Source organism: Nonomuraea deserti, from assembly GCF_004348685.1.
In the GTDB taxonomy this organism is placed as follows: domain Bacteria; phylum Actinomycetota; class Actinomycetes; order Streptosporangiales; family Streptosporangiaceae; genus Nonomuraea; species Nonomuraea deserti.
Window position 1 is genome coordinate 1 of the sequence record NZ_SMKO01000201.1, and the last position, 19,729, is coordinate 19,729.

Annotated in this window: 17 protein-coding genes; 3 read left to right on the forward strand and 14 right to left on the reverse strand. The window is 71.6% G+C overall.

What is annotated here, in order from left to right; genetic code table 11:
* From E1292_RS42050 to mraZ, 6 genes are all read right to left on the reverse strand, one after another.
* Positions 1–1,273 (reverse strand): UDP-N-acetylmuramoyl-tripeptide--D-alanyl-D-alanine ligase (locus E1292_RS42050; RefSeq protein WP_132604923.1); only part of this gene is annotated, 1,273 nt, incomplete at its 3' end.
* Complete coding sequence (locus E1292_RS42055; RefSeq protein ID WP_132604925.1) at positions 1,273–2,802, reverse strand: UDP-N-acetylmuramoyl-L-alanyl-D-glutamate--2,6-diaminopimelate ligase; 1,530 nt, start codon at positions 2,800–2,802, stop codon at positions 1,273–1,275. The genes E1292_RS42055 and E1292_RS42050, both read right to left, overlap by 1 nt.
* 40 nt (positions 2,803–2,842) lie before the next feature.
* On the reverse strand, positions 2,843–4,573 hold the full coding sequence (locus E1292_RS42060) for a peptidoglycan D,D-transpeptidase FtsI family protein (protein ID WP_132604951.1): 1,731 nt from the start codon (positions 4,571–4,573) through the stop codon (positions 2,843–2,845).
* A 1,160-nt stretch (positions 4,574–5,733) separates the two neighbouring features.
* A complete protein-coding gene (locus E1292_RS42065) occupies positions 5,734–6,273 on the reverse strand; it encodes a hypothetical protein (protein WP_132604927.1) in 540 nt (179 codons plus the stop codon).
* Positions 6,263–7,228 (reverse strand): 16S rRNA (cytosine(1402)-N(4))-methyltransferase RsmH, encoded by a 966-nt coding sequence (rsmH, locus tag E1292_RS42070; RefSeq protein WP_132604929.1) that lies wholly within the window; start codon positions 7,226–7,228, stop codon positions 6,263–6,265. Before rsmH ends, E1292_RS42065 begins: the two co-directional genes overlap by 11 nt.
* A 218-nt stretch (positions 7,229–7,446) precedes the next feature.
* Entirely contained in the window at positions 7,447–7,878 is a 432-nt protein-coding gene (mraZ, locus tag E1292_RS42075; protein WP_132511788.1) for a division/cell wall cluster transcriptional repressor MraZ, read from the reverse strand.
* A 424-nt stretch (positions 7,879–8,302) separates the two neighbouring features.
* On the opposite strand from mraZ, the gene E1292_RS42080 reads away from it, so the two are divergent.
* The 3 genes from E1292_RS42080 to E1292_RS42090 are packed head-to-tail and all read left to right on the forward strand — an operon-like array spanning position 8,303 to position 13,025.
* Positions 8,303–9,325: an AAA family ATPase gene (locus E1292_RS42080; RefSeq protein ID WP_439331950.1), complete on the forward strand. Its 1,023-nt coding sequence runs from the start codon at positions 8,303–8,305 to the stop codon at positions 9,323–9,325.
* A complete protein-coding gene (locus E1292_RS42085; RefSeq protein ID WP_132604933.1) occupies positions 9,322–10,584 on the forward strand; it encodes a DUF58 domain-containing protein in 1,263 nt (420 codons plus the stop codon). Before E1292_RS42080 ends, E1292_RS42085 begins: the two co-directional genes overlap by 4 nt.
* Positions 10,581–13,025 (forward strand): transglutaminase TgpA family protein, encoded by a 2,445-nt coding sequence (locus E1292_RS42090; RefSeq protein ID WP_132604935.1) that lies wholly within the window; start codon positions 10,581–10,583, stop codon positions 13,023–13,025. The genes E1292_RS42085 and E1292_RS42090 overlap by 4 nt, the downstream gene beginning before the upstream one ends.
* Before the next feature lie 61 nt (positions 13,026–13,086).
* Here the strand turns inward: E1292_RS42090 and E1292_RS42095 are convergent, their stop codons facing one another.
* From E1292_RS42095 to E1292_RS51800, 8 genes are all read right to left on the reverse strand, one after another.
* The gene (locus tag E1292_RS42095; RefSeq protein WP_132604937.1) at positions 13,087–13,503 is read right to left on the reverse strand and encodes an SCO2097 family morphological protein; all 417 of its coding nucleotides are present in this window, start codon (positions 13,501–13,503) and stop codon (positions 13,087–13,089) included.
* Between the two features lie 229 nt (positions 13,504–13,732).
* A complete protein-coding gene (locus E1292_RS42100) occupies positions 13,733–14,974 on the reverse strand; it encodes a DNA polymerase IV (protein WP_132604939.1) in 1,242 nt (413 codons plus the stop codon).
* Positions 14,975–15,125: 151 nt separating this feature from the next.
* A complete protein-coding gene (locus E1292_RS42105) occupies positions 15,126–15,845 on the reverse strand; it encodes a methyltransferase domain-containing protein (protein WP_181958386.1) in 720 nt (239 codons plus the stop codon).
* 238 nt (positions 15,846–16,083) lie between these two features.
* Entirely contained in the window at positions 16,084–16,428 is a 345-nt protein-coding gene (locus tag E1292_RS42110; RefSeq protein WP_132604943.1) for an MmcQ/YjbR family DNA-binding protein, read from the reverse strand.
* A gap of 374 nt (positions 16,429–16,802) precedes the next feature.
* Positions 16,803–17,213 (reverse strand): transcription antitermination factor NusB, encoded by a 411-nt coding sequence (gene nusB / locus E1292_RS42115; RefSeq protein WP_132604945.1) that lies wholly within the window; start codon positions 17,211–17,213, stop codon positions 16,803–16,805.
* A 1-nt stretch (position 17,214) separates the two neighbouring features.
* Positions 17,215–17,775, reverse strand: a complete 561-nt coding sequence (gene efp / locus E1292_RS42120) for an elongation factor P (protein ID WP_132604947.1) — start codon at positions 17,773–17,775, stop codon at positions 17,215–17,217.
* A gap of 25 nt (positions 17,776–17,800) precedes the next feature.
* On the reverse strand, positions 17,801–18,850 hold the full coding sequence (locus E1292_RS42125) for a M24 family metallopeptidase (protein ID WP_132604949.1): 1,050 nt from the start codon (positions 18,848–18,850) through the stop codon (positions 17,801–17,803).
* A 57-nt stretch (positions 18,851–18,907) separates the two neighbouring features.
* On the reverse strand, positions 18,908–19,729 hold an 822-nt coding region (locus tag E1292_RS51800), incomplete at its 5' end, for a serine/threonine-protein kinase (protein ID WP_439331949.1).

Genomic DNA, 19,729 nt, shown 5'->3' on the forward strand with positions numbered 1-19,729 from the left:
GGCCAGGGGGCGGGGGAAGGGCACGGGCTGTCGTGGCGGCTTGGGCGGCCGCGTGGGCGCCCTGGAGCACCGGCTCCGCGTCAGGGCCCGCCACGATCAGCCCGGCCAGCCCCGCGCCGCCGGCCAGCCGGCCGAGTTCGGCGTTGAGCGCCGGCCCGTCGTCGCCGAGCTCCCGCAGCGCCGCGATGACGGCGAACCGCCGCCGCCCGCGCCCCAGCACCTCGAACGCCTCGAACGCCGCCCGCATCGAATCGGGGTTGGCGTTGTACGCGTCGTTGATGACCGTCACCCCGTCGGCCCGGTCGGTGACCTCCATCCGCCACCGGCTGCGCGGCGTCGCCTCGGACAGCTCGGCGGCGATGGTGGCGACGGGCAGCCCTAGCTCGTATCCGGCCGCGGCCGCGGCGAGGGCGTTGTCGACCGCGTGCGCGCCGTACAGCTTGAGCGACACGTGCGCGCTTCCGGACGGAGTGCGCAGCGTGAAGGATGCGCGGCCGCGGGCGTCGAGCACGACGCCCTCCGCCCTGATGGCGGCGGACTCGCCCCGCCCGAAGTACGTGACCCGGGCGTCGGTGCGCGTGGCCATCGCGCGGACCAGCGGGTCGTCGGCGTTGAGCACGGCCACTCCGGTGCGCGGCAGCGCCTCGACGAGTTCGCCCTTGGCCTTGGCGATGGCCTCCTTGCCGCCGAACACGCCCAGGTGCGCCGTGCCGACGTTGAGCACCACGCCGATCTGCGGCGGCGCGATGCGGGTCAGGTCTTTGATGTGGCCGATGTTCCGGGCGGCCAGTTCGAGGACCATGAACCGGGTGTCGGCGTCGGCCCTGAGCACGGTGAGCGGGTGGCCGAGCTCGTTGTTGAAGCTGCCGACGGGGGCGATGGCGGGCCCGATGCGACCGGTGAGCCTGGCCAGCAGGTCTTTGGTGCCGGTCTTGCCCGCCGAGCCGGTCACGCCGATGACGGTGACCTTGGGCAGCGCGCGGACCTGGGCGGCGGCCAGCGCGGCCAGCGCCGCGGCGGCGTCCGGGACGATCACCGCGGGCGCCTCGACGGGCCTGGTGGCCAGGACGGCGACCGCTCCTGCCCTGATCGCCTGCGCGGCGTAGTCGTGACCGTCGACCCGCGCGCCCTTGATGGCGACGAACAGGGATCCCGGTTCTACGGCCCGCGAGTCGATCACGACGGGCCCGCGCACCACGGCGCGGGGATCGGCCATGCCCGACAGGGCGCCCGAGGTTATCTCGGCGATCCTGGCCAGAGGCAACGGGATCATTAGTGCTTCCTGCTTTCCTTGCGTGCGTCGATCGCTTCGGCGACCACTTCGCGGTCGTCGAAGGGGATCACCTCGCCTGAAACGTACTGGCCCTGCTCGTGGCCCTTGCCGGCCACGACGATCACGTCGCCGCGCCCGGCCCGGGCGATCGCCAGGCCGATGGCGGCCGCGCGGTCGGGCTCAATGATCACATGAGCGCGGTCGTGCTGCGGAACGCGGAGCGCTCCCTCCATCATCGTCGCGAGGATGGTGAGCGGATCCTCCGAGCGAGGATTATCGTTAGTAAAAATAGCCACATCTGCCAGCTGCGCGGCGATTTCCCCCATGATGGCGCGTTTGCCCTTGTCGCGGTCGCCGCCGCAGCCGAGCACGATCGTCAGAGCGCCCGCCGTGACCGACCGCAGCGAGCGCAGCACCGACTCCACGGCGCCCGGCTTGTGGGAATAGTCCACGAGCGCCTGGAAAGCGTCGTCAGCGCCCGTGATGCGCTGCATGCGCCCGGGAACCCCGGTAAGGGATCCGACGCCGTGCACGGCCGTCTGCAGCGGCACCCCGGCCTCGACCAGGGTCACGATGGCACCGAGCGCGTTGGCCACGTTGAACGGGCCCGGAAGCGCGATCTGCGCGTCGGCCTCGACCCCGCCGGGACCCACCACCCGGAACGCGCTGCCGTCGGCGCCGAGCCTGGCGTCCATCACCCGCCACTCGGCCTCCGGATCGCCCTCCGCGGAGAACGTGGTCATCGGCACCTTCGCCAGGCCGAGCAGCTCGCGCCCGTAGCGGTCGTCGATGTTGGTCACCCCGGCACGGCTCAGCTCGGGCTGGAACAGCCGCGCCTTGGTCGCGAAGTAGTCGTCGAAGTCCTTGTGGAAGTCGAGGTGGTCCTGCGAGAGGTTGGTGAACAGGGCCACGTCGTAGAAGATGCCGTCGACCCGGCCGAGGGCGAGCGCGTGGCTGGAGACCTCCATCACGGCGGCGCCGACACCCTCCTCGCGCATCAGGGCGAACAGGCCGTGCAGATCGCAGGCCTCCGGCGTGGTGAGCGTGGGCTCGAAGCGCTCCTCGCCCACGTGGATCTCGACGCCGCCCACCAGGCCCGCCGTGTGCCCGGCCGCCCGCAGGCCGGCCTCCAGCATGAACGTGGTGGTGGACTTGCCGCTGGTGCCGGTGACGCCGAGGATCTGGACGTCGTGGGCCGGCTGGCCGTACACCCAGGAGGAGATCTGCCCCAGCAGGGCGCGCGGATCGGGCACGATCAGCACGGGCAGCCCCGTCGCGACGGCCGCGTCGCGGCCGGCCCGGTCGGTGAGTACCGCGACGGCGCCACTGGCCATCGCCTCGGCGGCGAAGTCGGCGCCGTGCACCCGGCTGCCGGGCAGCGCGACGTAGAGATCTCCCCGCCGGACGGCGCGGGAGTCGATGGTGACGCCGGTGAGGGCCGCATGGGGCGACCGTGACGTGCCGGAATCGGCGTCGATCATGGTCGCGAGCCCGGTCAGCGGGCGGGGCGGGCTGGTCGTGGGACGCATAGACGACGGGGGACGCACGGCGAGAGCGTACCTTCCCTAGTCACTGTCCCGCGCGCGTCCGCACCGGCGGCGCGGCGGAGCCTGTGGGAGGAATCTTCCTGCTCTTGATGGCGAACGTCATCACATCCTTGAACACGGGGGCCGCCAGCTGCCCGCCGAAATGGCCGTTCTTCGGGTTCTGCAGGACGGAAAGCACCACGAGCCGGGGGTGGTCCGCGGGGCTGAACCCCACGAACGAGGCCGTGTAACCGTCATAACGGCCGAGCTCGGCATCATAGCGGTTCGCCGTGCCCGTCTTGCCCGCCACGCGATAACCGGGGATGGCCGCGAGCTGCCCGGTGCCCTCCTCTCCCACCGCGCCCTCCAGCATGGCCGTGATCTCCTTCGCCGTCGTCTGACTCACCACCCTGGTCTGCTTACCGGCCGGGGCGGGAACGAACCTGCCCGACGGGTCGGTCGTGCCCGCGACGATCTGCGGGTCGATCTTGACGCCGCCGTTGGCGATGGTCTGGTAGACGCTGGCCATCTGCAGCGCGGTCACCGACACGCCCTGCCCGTAGGCGACCGTGCAGCTCTGGCTGCCGGACCACTTCTTGTAGTCGGGCAGCAGGCCGGCCTCGGCGCCGGGCACGCCGCCACCCGGCCGCGTGCCGAACCCGAACGCCTTGAGCATCCTGTACAGGCCCTCGCTGCCGACCTTGCGCGCGGCCATGATCGTGGCCACGTTGCTGGACTGCGCCATGGCCTGGCGGAACGTCATCGACTCCGTCTTGTGCGCGTGGGCGTCGCGCAGGACCTGGTCGGCGCACCGGATCCGGTCGGGCACCTCGAACACCGTGTCGGGCCGCACCACCCCGGCCTCCAGCGCGGCGGCGGCAGTGATCACCTTGTTGGTGCTGCCAGGTTCGAAGACGTCGGCGGCGGCCTTGTTGACGTAGCTGCTCGCCGGGGCCTTGCGCCAGTTGTTCAGGTCGAGCTCGGGAGAGTTGGCCATGGCGATGATCTGGGCGGTCCGCACGTCCATCACGATCACGGTGCCGCTGTCGGCGCCCGACTCGCGGACCTGCTCGCCGATCGACTTCTGGGCGGCCCACTGGATGTCGCGATCGATGGTGAGCCGCACGTCACGGCCGTTGACGGGGGCGGTGCGCTGGCTGCTGGTCATGGGGATGCGCAGGCCGTCACGGCCGGTCTCCACGCGCATCTCGCCGTCGCGGCCGGCCAGCAGCGAGTTTCTCGCCTGCTCCATGCCGCCCAGGCCGTCACCCTCGTCGCCCACGAACCCGATGAGGCTCCCCGCCAGGTCACCCGCGGGGTAGAGCCGGCGGTAGGTGTTCTTCGCCGACAGCGCGGGCACGCGCGCCTGCAGCAGGCGGCTGGCCACGACGGGGTCGACGCCCCTGGCCAGGAGCTGGTAGCGGGTGTCCGTCCTGGCCAGCTTGGCGGCGATGTCCTGCTGGTCCTTGCCAAGATGCTTGGCCAGGATCGCGGCCATGTTGGCGCGCGCGCCGGCCGGCACCTTGCTCGGATCGATCGACACGTCGCGCGCCTCGACCGTCACGGCCAGCTCGTGGCCGTTGACGTCGGTGATCGAGCCCCGCTTGGCGGGGATGTCCTCGGTGTGCTGGCGCTGGTCGGCCGCCGCGGCGGCGTACACCTTGGTGTCGAGCCCCTGCATCTGGATCAGCCGCCCGGCGAAGATCGACAGCACGAACGTCATGCCGATCAGGCCGATGTTGATGCGCCTGCGCGGGCTGCCCAGCCGCAGCATCAGCGGCGGCCTGGGCGGGCGCGGCGGCGTGGGGGGCCGGCGCGGCCCTCTGGGTGGCGGCACGTCTCCGCCGCGGCGCGCCGCCACCCGCTCGCGGCCGCCTCGCGCCTGCTCCGGCCCGGAGCCACCGGCCTGCGGCCTGGTTCCCCCCGCCTGGGTACGGCGCAGCGGCCCGTCCTCCTGCCGGCTGGTGCGCCGGGGATCGCCGGCGTCAGGCCGGGCCCCGTCACGGCGCGGGCGCGGGCCCAGCGCCGCGTCGGGCGCCTCCCGGCGGTCGCCACGGCCGCGCGAGCGCTCGTCGCGCCCCCTGAGCCGGTCAGCGGCATCGCGGCCCTGCGCGGGCCGTCCCCTGGGACGTTCTCCCTCATCGCGCCCCGGCGTGGAACGCCCTCGGAGACGCTCCCCCTCGTCCCGGCCCGGCGTGGAACGCCCCCGGGGACGCTCCTCGTCCCTGCCCGGCGTGACCCGGCCCCGGGGACGCTCCCCTTCGTCCCGGCCTGGGATGGGACGCCCTCTGGGCCCCTCATCGCGGCCCTGCGCGGCCCGGCCGCGCAGCCGGTCGTTGTCGTCACGCCCCTGAGGCGCCCGCCCTCTCGGAGCGTCACCCCCGTGGCCACGGGGGACGCGGCCCCTCGAGCCGTCGCCGTCGCGTGGCGCGCGGCTCCTCGGCGGGTCGCTCTCGTCCCGAGGCCGCCGGCGCGCGCCGGCATCGCCCGCGCGACCCCGGCCGGGGTCACGGCCAGAGTCGCGACCGGATTCACGGCCGGAGTCACGACCGACGCCGCGGCCGGGGTCGCGGCCGGAACCGCGGCCGGAGTCACGACCCGAGTCACGACCGGAGCCGCGTCCGGGGTCACGGCCCGAGTCACGGTCGGAGTCGCCGGGGCGGCGCCCGCGCGGGGAGCCGGGTTCCTGCGGCGGCCGGTCCCTGGTCGTGTCGTCACGCCCGAACGGCAGGTCGAACGGGTCGGGCTTGCGTGGCCGGCGGGGCGGCTCGTCCGGGGAGGCCGGGCGGCCCGTGCCCTCGGAACGGGCGGAGCCGCCTTGCCGTCCTCCCCGTCCCGGCCCTCCCGGCGTACGACGAGCGGCGCCTGGCCCTCCTTGAGAGCCGGCGCCGCCAGCGCCGCGGCCGGGTCCCTGCCCCCTGCCGCTGGAGTCCCTCACCGTTCCCTGTCCACCCGGCTTGCTCGGTCTCCTGCGCTGGTCCAGGCGTTGACGTCGTCCCAGTCGGGCTGGTGGCCCTGCTTCTCGGCCATCTCGGCGATGACGTTGGGCTGCGTCTTGCGCTGGTATTCCTGGTTGATCTTCTCGTTCTCCTGGCGGGCCACGGCGATCTCCTCGCGCAGGTTGGCGTCGGTGATCGCGTCCTTGGCCAGCATGGTGTTGAGCAGCAGCAGGCTCACGAGGCCGCCGCAGAGCAACCCGACCACGAGCAGCACGAACGGCGCGCGCTGCCGGCGCGCGGGCCGCCGTCGCGGTACGGGGCGGCCGGGGCCGGTCTCGGCGCGGGCGCCGTCGGGGAGCCGCTTGACCTCGGGACGCGCGCGGCCGGTGACCGCCCCCGCGCCTTCTGCGTGGGGGCGTGCGTCAGGACGGGGCCGCGGCTTGGACTGGTGCTGCGCTCCGGACCGGCGCGTGCCCGTCTTGGGCACGGCGCGGCGGACGGGCGCACCCCGGCCGAACTCCTGCTCAGTCGTCAACACGGATCCTCTCTGCCGCCCGTAGCCGGGCCGAGGCCGCCCGCGGGTTGCGGGCGAGCTCTTCTTCGCTTGGGAGCTCTGCTCCCCTCGTCAGCAGGCGGAACCTCGGCTGGTGCGCCGGCAGCGGGACCGGCAGCCCTGGTGGGCTGGTGTCCTTGGTTCGCGCCGCGAGGGCCTGCTTGGTGAGCCGGTCCTCGAGTGAGTGGTAGGAGAGCACGACGGCTCGCCCACCGAGCGCCAGCGCGTCGAGGGCCGCGGGAAGCGCCGCCTCCAGGGCGGACAGCTCCGCGTTCACCTCGATGCGCAGCGCTTGGAAAGTCCTCTTGGCGGGGTTGCCCCCGGTACGCCGGGTCGCGGCGGGGATCGCCTGTCGGACGATGTCCGCCAGCCGCTTGGTCGAGGTTATTGCCTCTTTGGCCCGTTCTCTGATGATCAGGCCCGCGACACGCGGGGCGAATCGTTCTTCGCCGTAGTCACGCAGGATGCGGATCAGCTCGTCCGCGGCGTAGGTGTTGACCACCTGCTCCGCCGTCAGCTCCTGCTCGGTGTCCATCCGCATGTCGAGCGGCGCGTCGTAGGCGTAGGCGAACCCGCGCTCGGCCTCGTCGAGCTGCGGCGAGGAGACCCCCAGGTCGAACAGCGCTCCGTCGACCGTGGTGCGCCCCGCGCGGGCGAGCACCTCGGCCAGGTCGGCGGAGGACGCGTGGACCAGGGTCGTCCTGTCGGCATAAGGGCTCAGCCTGCGGGTCGAGTGTTCGATCGCGAAAGGGTCGCGGTCGATCCCGATCAGATGAAGGGCGGGAAAGCGGGCGAGCAGGGCCTCCGAGTGCCCACCGAGGCCGAGGTTGGCGTCGACGACCACCGGCGCGGGACCCGACAGCGCGGGACCGAGCAGTTCCAGAACGCGCTCGAGCATCACCGGAACGTGACCGCCCGTGCCGACGTCGTTCTGCATCTCCAACCCCCCTCTCGCGTCCTGCTCGCGGATGACGCGTATCGATCGTCTCGCCGGTCCTCCTGGGTCCCCACCCGGCGCCGCCCGGCCAGGTCCCCATCCGCACCCTCTTCGTGGACGCCTGTCATCTGACACCGGGGAAGGTGCATCAGCTGGCAGACAGTGGTTGCGGGTGGAGACCTCGCCGAACGACATCACCGACGGATCGACCGTGGTCGCTACAAGATCCCTGGCAGCACCTCCTCCGACAGATCGGCGAACGCCTGCTCCTGCGCGCTGAGATAGGTTTCCCAGGCCTGCGCGTCCCAGATCTCCAACCGGGTGTTGGCCCCGATGACAACGCAGTCACGCTCCAGCCCCGCGTACTGGCGGAGGCTCTGCGGGATCGTGATGCGCCCTTGTTTGTCTGGCTTCTCGTCGGACGCGCTGGCGAAGAAGACGCGGCTGTAGTCACGCACCGCCTTGGCGGTGACCGGGGCGGTGCTGAGAGCCTCGGTTATGCGCTGGAACTCCTCCACGGGAAAGACGTAGAGGCATCGCTCCTGGCCTTTGGTGATCACAAGACCCTCCGCCAGCTCCTCACGGTACTTAGCCGGCAGGAACAGCCGTCCCTTGTCGTCCAGACGCGGTTGATGGGTGCCGAGGAACATCGGCCCCACCTCCCGTGCCTCGTGAAGCGCTCAGCGCTGGCGCACCGGGCCCTCCACTGCGCACCACCATACTCCACTTCTCCCCACCGTCAACTGATTCGAACCGTCTTCATCATCAGTTTCCCTTGCGTTACTGCAGGTCAGAGCGGTGGAGTGGGGTGGAGGGGGGTGAGCGGCCGGTCAACCCTCATGGGCGTGTCGAGGGTTGAAAAGACCGCGGAATTAGGCGGTGGGCGCTTCACGAAGGCCGCAGTGGGGGAATGTGGAGCGGATCATGGCCCGCCCTGTCACTGGATTCGCACCTCTATGCCACAAGAACAGGAACATCGCCGAGGTTCGCTGGAATATCCACAAATGTCGCTCGCGAACCCACAGCGTCGTAGGGTCGTACACACAATGGAAAAGGAATGGCATGGCTCCCGCAATGGCACCAACGGGACAGCCGTCGCACTTCTCTCATGGAGGCCTGGTGGCAGTTACCCATGACGTCCCTCCCCAGCTCGACGAGCTGGTCTCCACCGCCCACCGGATTCGGCAGGCCATCGAATCGGTGATCGAGGGCAAGAGCGACGCCGTCCGCCTCACGCTGACCGTCCTGCTCGCCGAGGGGCACCTCCTCATCGAAGACGTGCCAGGGGTCGGCAAGACCATGCTGGCCAAGGCTCTCGCCCGGTCGATCGACTGCCCCGTGCGGCGCGTGCAGTTCACCCCCGACCTGCTGCCCAGCGACATCACCGGGGTGAGCGCGTACAACCAGCAGACCAGGGAGTTCGAGTTCAAGCCCGGGCCGGTGTTCGCCAACATCGTCGTGGGCGACGAGATCAACCGTGCCTCCCCCAAGACGCAGTCCGCGTTGCTGGAATGCATGGAGGAGCACCAGGTGACGGTGGACGGGGTGACATACCAGCTGGATTCGCCGTTCATGGTGATGGCGACCCAGAACCCCATTGAGATGGAGGGCACCTATCCCCTGCCCGAGGCACAGCGTGACCGCTTCTCCGTGCGGATCGCGATGGGCTACCCAGAGCCGACCGCCGAGCTGGAGATGCTGGACGTGCACGGCAGCGCCTCGCCGCTCGACAAGCTCGAGCCGGTGGCGACGACGGCCGAGGTGCGGGCGCTCATCGAGGCCGTCCGCGGGGTCTACGTCTCGCAGGCGGTCAAGAAGTACGCCATCGACCTGGTCGTGGCCACCCGCCACTCCCCCGACCTGCGCCTGGGCGCCTCACCCCGGTCCACGCTGCAGCTCGTACGGGCCGCGCGGGCCCACGCGGCGCTGGCCGGCCGCGACTACGTCATCCCCGACGACGTGCAGGACCTGGCCATTCCCGTGCTCGCGCACCGGCTGCTGCCCAGCATCGAGGCGCAGGGACAGCGCCGGCTGCCCGAACAGGTGGTGGCCGATCTGCTCAGGCGCGTACCGGTGCCCGAGTCGCGAGCGTCGTGAGAGCCGGACTGCAGGCGCTGACCTCCAGAGGCAGATCGTTCCTCGCCTCGGGGATCGCGGCGTTGCTGATGGCGGTGCTCCTGGGCGAGAACGACCTGTTCAGGATCGGGGTGCTGGTGACCGCGCTGCCGCTGCTGGCCGCGCTCGTGGCGGCGCGCACGCGCTACCGCCTGAGCTGCGCCAGGCGGCTGGATCCGTCAAGGGCTGAGGTGGGCGGCGAGGCCACCGTCACCCTGCGGCTGGAGAACGTCACCAGGCTGCCCACCGGCCTGCTGCTCATCGAGGACACCGTTCCCTACGCCCTCGGCGTGCGGCCCCGGTTCGTGCTGGACCGGGTGGAGTCGCGGGGCGTACGCGAGATCGACTACCGGGTGCGCTCCGACCTGCGCGGCCGCTACACGATCGGCCCCCTGTCCATCCGCATCGCCGACCCGTTCGGCCTGGTCGAGCTGACCCGCTCGTTCACCATCAGCGACACGCTGGTGGTGACGCCGCACGTCGCCGCGCTACCGCACGTACGGCTGTCGGGCGAGTGGACGGGCGGCGGCGACAGCCGCACCAGGAGCGTGGCGGCGGCCGGCGACGACGACGTGGCGCCGCGCGAGTACCGGCAGGGCGACGACCTGCGGCGGGTGCACTGGCGCTCGACCGCCCGCCGCGGCGAGCTGATGGTGCGCCGCGAGGAGCAGCAGTGGCAGAGCCGCGGCGCGCTCCTGCTCGACACCCGCAGGCACGCCCACCGCGGCGAGGGTCCGCGCTCGTCGTTCGAGGTGGGCGTCTCGGCCGCGGCCTCGATCGGCGTGCACCTCGCTCGCGAGGGGCTCGGCCTGCGGCTGGTGACCGACCAGGGCGCCGAGCACCTGACCGACACGGGCCTGAGCTGGTCGCTGCTCGACACCCTCGCCGTGGTACGGCACAGCCCCGTCCGCTCGCTCGAGATGGGCGTCTCCGCCCTGCGCCAGGGCGGCGGCGACGGGCTGATCGTGGCCGTGCTCGGCTCGATGGACGCGGAGGAGGCGAGGGAACTGGCCAGGCTGAGGCACAGCGGCATCACCGGAGTGGCGGTCCTGCTCGACGTGGCGACCTGGGACGGCGGCGACCGGAAGGCCGCTGAGGACCTGGAGGCGGTGCGGACCGTCCTGGCCGGGTACGGCTGGCGCATCGTACGGCTGCCCGCGGGCACCTCGATCGCCTCCGTCTGGCAGGACGCGGCCACCCACGGCAGGTACGCGGTCGGCCCGGCCGGAGGTGCGGCATGAGGCTCACCGGCGCCTCCGGCGTGGCCGTGTTCACCGCGGCGATCCTGCTCTACCCGCTCTTCCAGGGCGGCGCCTGGTTCTGGGCGTCGCTCGGCGCCGTGCTCGCGGTGGTGGTCGCGGGCCTGCTCACCAGCCGCCTGTCGTTGCCCGCGTGGGCGGCTCCGCTGGTCGCGCTGGCCGCGACGTGGATCTACCTGACGGTGACCTTCGCCTCGTCCGAGGCGTGGGCTCTGGTGGTGCCGACGAAGGGGTCGGTCGCGGAGCTGGCCCGGCTGCTGGGCGTCGGCTGGGCCGACATCCAGCGGTTCGCCGCCCCCGTGCCGGTGACCGACGGCATCACGCTCCTGACCGCGGGCGGCGTGGCCCTCATCGCGATCACCGTGGACCTGCTGGCCGCGCGGCTGCGGCGGGCGGCGCTGGCCGGGCTGCCGCTGCTGGCGCTGGCCACGGTGCCGGCCACGATCCTGGCCGAGCCGATCAGCTGGCCCGCGTTCATCATCGCCGCGCTCGGGTTCATCGGCCTGCTGATCGCCGACGGGCGCGAGCGGGTGGGGCACTGGGGCCGGGCCGTGCTGGTGCGGCGGACCACCCGCGCCGCGCAGTCTCGTGACGGCTCCCGTTCCCCGGCCGACACCAGTGGCCTGCGCCTGTCCGGCAAACGTATCGGGTTCGCCGCGATCGCGCTGGCCGTGCTGGTGCCGGCCGCGCTGCCGGCGATGGAGCCCGTGTCGTTCTTCACCTTCGGCGTGGGCGGCAACGGGTCGGGGCGGGGCAACTCGATCAGCATCCCCAACCCGATCGCGAACCTGAAGGGCCAGCTGGAGCTGCCCGAGCGGCGGGTGGTGCTCACCTACAGCAACAACGACGACCAGGCCAGGTATCTGCGGATCTACTCGCTTGACAGGTTCGACGGCCAGCAGTTCGGCATGACAGAGCCGAAGGGCGCGCCGCAGAACAGGACGGACAACGGCCCGCTGCCCGAGCCGCCCGGGCTCAGCCAGAAGCCGACGATCAAGAATGTGATCACGAACGTCCAGATCAGCGACGAGATCGCCCGGCTGTCGTTCCTGCCGCTGCCGTACCCGGCCCGGCAGATCCGGGTGGACGGCGACTGGCGGGCCGACGTCGACACGCTCATGGTCTTCTCCACCCGTGACGAGGCTGCCGGCCTGGAGTACGAGGTGGCGACGAGCGAGCCGGAGCCGACGCCGGACCTGCTCGACTCGCTCGACGGCGAGCAGCCGAGGGTCGACGACCGGTATCTGGCGCTGCCGGACAACCTGCCGCCCGAGATCGCCGCGCTGGCCGAGCGGGTCACCCGTGGCGCCTCGACCACCTACGATGCGGCGGTGAAGCTGCAGCGCTTCTTCACCACGGACGGCGGTTTCACCTACAACCTGCGCACGCAGGGGCACGGCAACTCGGCGCTGCGGGACTTCCTGCTGCGTGACCGGGCGGGCTACTGCGAGCAGTTCGCCGCGTCCATGGCGGTGATGGCCAGGCTGGTGGGCATCCCGTCGCGGGTGGCGATCGGCTACACGGGCGGCATGAAGATCGGCGACCGGTGGACGGTCGGCACGAACGACTCCCACTCCTGGCCCGAGCTGTACTTCGAAGGCGTGGGCTGGCTGCCGTTCGAGCCGACTCCGTCGGGGTCGATCGGCCAGGGCAGCGCGCGCGTGCCGTCGTACTCGGTGCCCAGGCCCAGCACCACGACGGGCGAGGAGTCGACGCCGTCGACGGGAGAGAGCAGGTCCCCGGCCGACGAGCCGCAGGACCCGCAGGCCCGGCGCAACGAGCGGCAGCTGGACCGCGAGGCCCAGGCGGCGACCGGCGGGCTTCCCCCGGACGACTCGATGCCGCTGATCGGCCAGCTCGGCATCGGCGCGGGCGTGCTGCTCGTGCTCCTGCTGGTCCCCGCCTGCGTGCGGCTGGTCGCGCGGAACAGGCGCGTACGCACGCTGAGGGGGAAGGCGCCGCAGCCGGCCACGACGCCGGCGACGGCGCCGGGGAGGACACCGGGCAAGCGCGAGGACACCGTCCCGTGGGTGGCAGCCGTCTGGGCGGAGCTCGACGACGTGCTGTACGACTATGGGATGGTCCGCGAGGACAGCGAGACCCCGCGGGCGCTGGCCCGGCGGCTGACCCAGCAGTACGAGTTCGACGCGGACTCCGCGGCGGCCATCGCGACCATCGCCTCGGCGGTCGAGCGCGTGTTGTACGCCAGGGACCCGGGCCCGATCGCGCCCTTGAGCAAGGACCTGCGCCAGGTGCGGCAGGCCCTGGCGGCCACGGTGTCACGCGGCAGGCGGATCAGGGCTGTGCTGCTGCCTCCGTCGACGCTGCGCCGGCTGCGGCGCGTGGGAGAGGGCCTGCTCGACGGGTTCGACCTGCTGGAGAACATCAGGCTCCGGCGGACGGCGGCGCACAAGGGATCATGACCACATGACCCAGCGTGCGGCCGCTCCCCTGGTCAGGGAGCGGCCGCACGCTTGGGGTGCGTCAGCGCTCGTCGTGGCGACGGCGCCAGCGCTCTTCCATACGCTCCATGAAGGTGCCACGGTTGCCTCTGCGGGGCTGCTTGCCCCGAGGAGCGGCCGTGCCGCCGCCGGGGGCGGCCGGGGGCGAGTCACCGAACCCATTCATACGTTTCCAGCTGGACAAGCCCCACAGACACGCGGCGAGCATGACCACGAAACCGCCGACGCCGAGCGGGATCAGGGCACTGCCACTGACGACCACGCCGACCATCATGATGACGACGCCGAGGGCAAAGCCGATGGAGGCTTTGATCAGGCGACGCTTGTAATGGCTGCGCGGGTCACTGATCCTTACGGTGTTGGCCCACTTCGGGTCCTCGGCGTAGAGGGCCTGCTCGATCTGGTCGAGCAAGCGCTGCTCGTGCTCAGAGAGCGGCACGGCGCCTCCCAAGGACGGCCCCAGGACGGGGAAGACGGCAACGGACGACACGGGGTGTCCGAACCTCGCGGTCGGTCATCCCCAGGATACGAGGCTGTAGACGCAGGCGAAAGCAAACGTCCAACGCAGACCAAACCGGAGGTGACGTCATGGCTCCATTGTGACCCATCTCGTCCCCCTTCCCCCAAAACTGGGACACTGACGTCCCCCTAAATCTGGACATCGAACGTCATGTCTCTATTTCATCAAGCTTGCCACGTACTAGCGATGCTGGGAGCACCGCGTCGGGGCCGAATCTCCGGATCGCCTTGTCCATGGCCTGTTCGGCCTCGCGCCAGCCGGTCTCCCGCTCGCCCAGGCTGAGCTGGCGCACGGCTTCGCCGGCCGGTCTCAGACTTTCCATCCGCACCCCCACCAGGCGCAACCTCACACGTTCGAGGCCGGCGGCGGCGAACAGCTCGCACGCGGTGGCATAGATGACCTGCGCCACATCAGTGGGCTCGCGAAGCGTGCGCGAGCGGCTGATCGTCGTGAAATCGGCGCGGCGGAGCTTCACACTTACCGTTCTTCCCACATGGCCGCCCTTACGCATCCGGGCGGCGACCCGCTCCGACAGACGCAGCAACTCACGCTTGATCACCTCGGGGTCGTCCACGTCGGCCGCGAACGTCTCCTCGTTGCCGATGCTCTTGTCGGGCACGTGGGCGGTCACCGGTCGCTCGTCACGCCCCCAGGCCAGCGCCGCGAGATGACCGCCCGCGGCCTGCCCAAGCTCCCGTTGCAGGGTGCTGGACGGCACCCTGGCCAGGTCTCCGACCGTGCGGATGCCGAGCCGCACCAGCGCCTGCTCGGTGCGCTCCCCCACGCCCCACAGGGCCGACACGGGCAGCGGATGCAGGAAGGTGACCACCTCGTCGGCGGGCACCACCAGCAGCCCATCGGGTTTGCACTGCTTGGAGGCGAGCTTTGCCACGAATTTGCTCGCGGCGACGCCGACGGAGCAGGTGATGCCGTAGCGGTCGAGGACCTGCTCCCTGATCATGGCGGCGATGGCCGCGGGCGGGCCGAGCCTGCGCCTGGCTCCCCCGACGTCGAGGAACGCCTCGTCGGAGGCGATCGGCTCGACCAACGGGGTGATCGCGTAAAAGATCTCCATGACGCCCTTGGAGACCTCGGAGTATTTGCCGTGGCTGGGCGGGATGACCGTGGCCTGCGGGCAGAGCCGGCGCGCTCTGCTCATCGGCATCGCCGAGTGCACGCCGTGCGCCCTGGCCTCGTAGGTGGCGCTGAGCACGACGCCCCGCCCGGCGGGCGAGCCCACGATCACGGGCCGCCCCCGCAGCTCGGGGCGGTCGAGCAGCTCGACGCTGGCGTAGAAGGCGTCCATGTCGACATGGAGGATCGGGCAGCCGCTGTCATCGACCCCGGTCCGCGGAGCGGGGCCGATGCCGGTGATCTGCTTGCGAGACACGCCGTCGAGTCTATCCGAACAGGCGTTCTACACCGAGAGGGGCGGCCATCGATCTTTTCCTTCCTGGCGCTGAGGCGGTGGGGCGGTGAGGCGGTGAGGCGGTGAGGCGGTGAGGCGCGGTCTCCGCCGCGCCCGTGCCGGTCGTCGGGGCTCAGGTCCTGTGACCGAGCACGTGCAGCTGCGTGGCGATGTCTCTCAGCACCGGGTGGGTGGAGGCCGCCTGCTCGAGCGCCACGAGCGCGTCCGTGGAGCCGGGCTCGCCGTCGACGAGCCTGCTCGGCACCAGATCGGCGAAGACCCGGACACCGTGGACGGCCCCGATGGAGAAGCCGGTGGCGCCCAGCAACTCGACGAGCGTGTCGGCGGCGAAACGCCGGGGCGTGGGATCGCGCTCGCCCCAGCTCCCCCTCGGGTCGTCGAGCACGGACCTGGCCTCGTCGAACTGGCCGGCCAGCGCCCGGTGGATGGCGCTGGCGACCGGGTTGGCGGCCAGCACGCTCACGGCCCCGCCCCTGCGCAGCAGGGCGGCGACGGCGGTCAGCGCGCTGATCGGGTCTTCGACGTATTCCAGCACGCTGTGGCAGAGCACCAGGTCGGCGCTGTCGCGGCTGAGCAGCTCGCCCAGGTCGGCGGCGTCGCCCTGCAGCGCGCGGACGCCCACGCCCTGCTCCTTGGCCCGGCGTTCGAGCGCGGCCAGGGAGTCGGGGCTCGGGTCGACGACGGTGACGCCGTGGCCGAGCGCCGCCAGGGGCACGGCGAACCCGCCGGTGCCGCCGCCGGCGTCGACGATGTCGAGCCTCTCGCGCCCGGTGGACGCGGCCCGCTCCGCCAGCACGGAACGCAACGCGTCCCAGACGACGGCGGTCCGCACCGCCGGGGTCCTCGTGACGCCTTCAGCACGCAACGTCGGCTCGCCTCCCTTTCCCTCGCGACCGGCGCCCTCGCGAACGCGCACTTCGCGAACGGCTTCTTCGCGGATGGGCCCAGCCTACGCCGTGCGCGCGATCGCCCGCTCCCCAGCGGGGAGACCCGCGGGAAACCCCGGCCGCCACGCGTCCGCCGCCCCCCGCCCCGCACGGCCCCGCACGGTCAGGCGCGGTCAGGCGCGGTCAGGCGCGGTCGTCGAGCTCGGCGGCCAGCCGTTTCGGCGCCCGCAGCCGCCAGGCCTCGGTCAGCAGCTCGCCCATCTCCTCGGCGTCCACCGCCCCGAACCGCGCCAGCACGATCGCGTGCCCGTCGTAATGCGGCGTGGTGAAGAACTTGGCGGGCTCGGCCGCGATCAGCCCGGCCTTGTCCTCCTCGGCGGACACCGGGAGGACGAGCACGTCGCCCTCCTCCCTGATCCGGGCGAACCACTTGCCGCGCACGTAGAAGGCGGGCGTGCCGTACATGGTCTTCTCGGTCGTCTCGGGCAGCGTCAGCGCCAGCCTGCGCACGTCATCCTCCGTCACCATCAGAGCCTCCTGAGGGGACCGTCGCCTTCAGGCGATAGGGGAATCGGGAGCGGGAGGACCGTCAAAGGGGCCCGTGCGCGCAGTGGCAGGCCCTCGGACACTGTCGCCGCCTCCGGATACGCTTGAGCTTGTGCTTTCGGGCATCGGTCAGGGCTTGGCCGTCGTCTCCCGCGCAAGCGGGGCGAGAAGCCGTTCCCTTCAGGGAGCGGAGGAGTCACGGTGCGCACCCTAGCCGGGCGGCATGGAAAAGGGCGCGTCGCGGCTGGTGACGCGCCCTTACTCCGGATGCCGGACGGACCCGCACGCGGAGTACGGGATCGCCGTGGTTGGAACGTACCCCGAACTGGCGGCCATGACGGCGGGCAAAAGGGTGTCTAAAGGGTGAGGCTTGGCTTGAGTTGCTTGAAGCGGGCCAGCAGGCCGTTGACGAACTGGGGCGACTCGTCGGTCGAAAGCTCCCCCGCCAGGTGCACCCACTCGCTGATGACCACGCCCTCGGGCACGTCGGGCATCCACAGCAGTTCGTACGTGCCGCCGCGCAGCAGGTTGCGGTCGACCGCCGGCATGCGGTCGAGGGTCCACCCCTCGGCGTAGGTGGTGATCAGCTCGTCGATGCGCTCGTTGTGCCGGGCGACGCCCTCGACGAGGGCCGAGGTGTATTCGTTGACCGGGGGCTCCTGCCGCTCCACCCGCTCGGAGAGGATCTTCAGCGGATCCTCTCCGCGCAACTCGGCCTCGAAAAGGATGTCGAGTGCCCGCCTGCGTGCTTTGCCGCGTGCCGACACCTCAGGCCCGGCCGAGGTATTCGCCGCTGCGGGTGTCGACCTTGACCTTCTCCCCGGTGGTGATGAACAGCGGGACCTTGATCTCGGCGCCGGTCTCCAGCGTGGCGGGCTTGGTGCCGCCGGTGGAGCGGTCGCCCTGCAGGCCCGGCTCGGTGGTGGAGATGGTCAGCTCGACGGCCGCGGGCAGATCGACATAGAGCGCGGAGCCCTCGTTGAAGGCCACCGTGGCCAGGGTGTTCTCCAGCATGTAGTTGGCGGCGGTGCCGACCGTCGCGCTGGGCACGTTGACCATGTCGTAGGTCTCGGTGTCCATGAACACGAACTCGTCGCCGTCCTTGTACGAATACTGCATCTCGCGCTTGTCGACGTTGGCCACCTCGACCTTGACGCCGGCGTTGAAGGTCTTGTCGACGACCTTTCCGGAGAGGACGTTCTTGAGCTTGGTGCGCACGAACGCGCCGCCCTTGCCCGGCTTGACGTGCTGGAATTCCACAACGGCCCAGAGCTCCCCGCCGTCGAGCTTCAGCACCATGCCGTTCTTCAGGTCGTTGGTCGTCGCCACTCGTTCTCTCCCGCGTGTGGCCGCTCTAAAGGACGAGCAGCTCCTTGGTCGTCTTGGTGAAAAGTTCCGGCCCGCCCTCGCGTGTCACAAGCGTGTCCTCAATGCGAACGCCGCCCCGGCCCGGGAGGTAGACCCCAGGCTCGACGGTGATCGGAACTCGATCCTCTAGTCTACCGGTCCGAGAGGGACCCAGGAACGGCTCCTCATGGATCTGCAGCCCGACTCCGTGGCCGAGACCGTGCCGGAAATGCTCACCGTGACCGGCCTCGGCGATCACGGAGCGGGCGGCGGCGTCCACGTCGCCGGCCGGCACTCCGGGGGCGAGGGCGTGCCTGCCCGCCCGCTGCGCCGCGACGACCAGGTCGTACAGCTCGCGCTGCCAGGCGGCGGGCGGGCCGAGGCAGACCGTTCTCGTCATGTCGGCGTGGTAACCGTGGTAACGGGCGCCGAAGTCCATGGTGACCAGGTCGCCGGCGCGCAGCTCCCTGCCTGTGGGGGCGTGGTGGGGGATCGCGCCGTTCTCGCCGGCGGCCACGATCGTGTCGAACGCGGGCTTGTCGGCGCCCAGCTCGGTCATGCGGTTGTCGAGCAGGCGGGCCAGGTCACGCTCGGTCATGCCGGGGGCGATGCGCTGCGAGACGTCGGCGAAGGCCTGGTCGGTGAGCTCGCAGGCGGTGCGCAGGAGCGCCAGTTCGGCGTCGTCCTTGACCGCCCGCAGCACCTCCACCACCGGCCCCAGCGGGACCAGCCCCTCGCCCAGCCGGCGATAGGTGGCCACGCTCATGCTCGCCGCCTCGATGCCGGTCCCGGGCCCTTCCAGGACGCCCGCCAGGGCGCCCGCCACGTCGGCCGCCTCGACCGCCGGCACGTCGAGGGCGCGTGCCACGTCGATGTAGCGGTTGTCGGTGGCCAGCAGCGCCGAGCCGTCGGCCCTGACCAGCACGGCCGCGTTGGAGCTGGCCAGCCCGGTCAGGTAGCGGACGTTCTCCGGCGAGGTGACCAGCAGTGCCTGGACCTCGTGGGCGGGCAGCAACCCGGCGAGCCGCTCACGGCGCGCCGCGTAGTCGAAGGTCATTTCGCCAATGTACGCGCTATGTCCCTCAAATCACGATTGCCCGCCCTGTCGCGGCGATCAGCGGCCCGGCAGGCGCCACTCCCCCATGAACTCGGTCAGCGGCCCTCCCGGCGCCATGCGGCCTTTCTCCTGCGCGCGCATCAGGTCGCGGTAGACGCCGGCCACATGGTTCATTGCCGGATCGATGTGGCCCTCGCCGAACTTCCTGCCCGCCTTCCTGATCTTCTCGCGGGCCTTCGCCGCGACGGCGGGATCGATCCCGCCCATGGCCTGCTGGGAGTTCAGCGCCTGGTCGAACGCCTCAAGCCACCTGCCCCATCCGCCCGGAGGGATGGCCTCCCCCAGCGTGGCCTTGGGCGGCACCGTCCCGAGCAGGCTGCTCGGTTCGGTGTCGAGCGTGGTCACGACGTCGGGGGTCCGGTCGCTGGTAGGCGTGTCGAACGGCGTCTCCGCCGGTATCTGGATCAAGGCGCTGGGCGTGGGAGAGGGCGTGGCCACGGCCGCCTGCCGCTCCCCCGACACCGCCCACACCACCATGACCACGGTCACGACCGCGATGATCGCCACGGCCGCGCCGAGCTGGATGAACAGCTTGCGGTTGGCGGCGACGGGCTCCGGTGCCAGATCGCCCGCCTGGTAGATCGCGGTGTCGCCGACTCTGGGGGCGGCGAACTGGTAGACCTCGGTCGCCCCCGCCCCACCGCCGGGACCGCCGCCGGGACCGCCGCCGGGGGCGCCGGTCATGGGCGGGGCGGCCGGGTTGGCGCGCGGCCTGGCGATGGCCGCCAGCGCCCGCCGGATCGACTCGCCGCCGGCGGGCCGCTTGGCCGGGTCCTCGGCGAGCATGGCCAGCACCAGCCGGTCCAGCTCGGCGGGCAC

Excerpts from the sequence above, each read along its gene's own strand:
- E1292_RS42055 (WP_132604925.1), bottom strand. The coding sequence starts at position 2,802 with ATGCGTCCCACGACCAGCCCGCCCCGCCCGCTGACCGGGCTCGCGACC.
- E1292_RS42060 (WP_132604951.1), bottom strand. The coding sequence starts at position 4,573 with ATGCTGCGGCTGGGCAGCCCGCGCAGGCGCATCAACATCGGCCTGATC.
- rsmH (WP_132604929.1), bottom strand. The coding sequence starts at position 7,228 with ATGCAGAACGACGTCGGCACGGGCGGTCACGTTCCGGTGATGCTCGAG.
- mraZ (WP_132511788.1), bottom strand. The coding sequence starts at position 7,878 with ATGTTCCTCGGCACCCATCAACCGCGTCTGGACGACAAGGGACGGCTG.
- E1292_RS42080 (WP_439331950.1), top strand. The coding sequence starts at position 8,303 with ATGGCACCAACGGGACAGCCGTCGCACTTCTCTCATGGAGGCCTGGTG.
- E1292_RS42090 (WP_132604935.1), top strand. The coding sequence starts at position 10,581 with ATGAGGCTCACCGGCGCCTCCGGCGTGGCCGTGTTCACCGCGGCGATC.
- E1292_RS42110 (WP_132604943.1), bottom strand. The coding sequence starts at position 16,428 with ATGGTGACGGAGGATGACGTGCGCAGGCTGGCGCTGACGCTGCCCGAG.
- E1292_RS42125 (WP_132604949.1), bottom strand. The coding sequence starts at position 18,850 with ATGACCTTCGACTACGCGGCGCGCCGTGAGCGGCTCGCCGGGTTGCTG.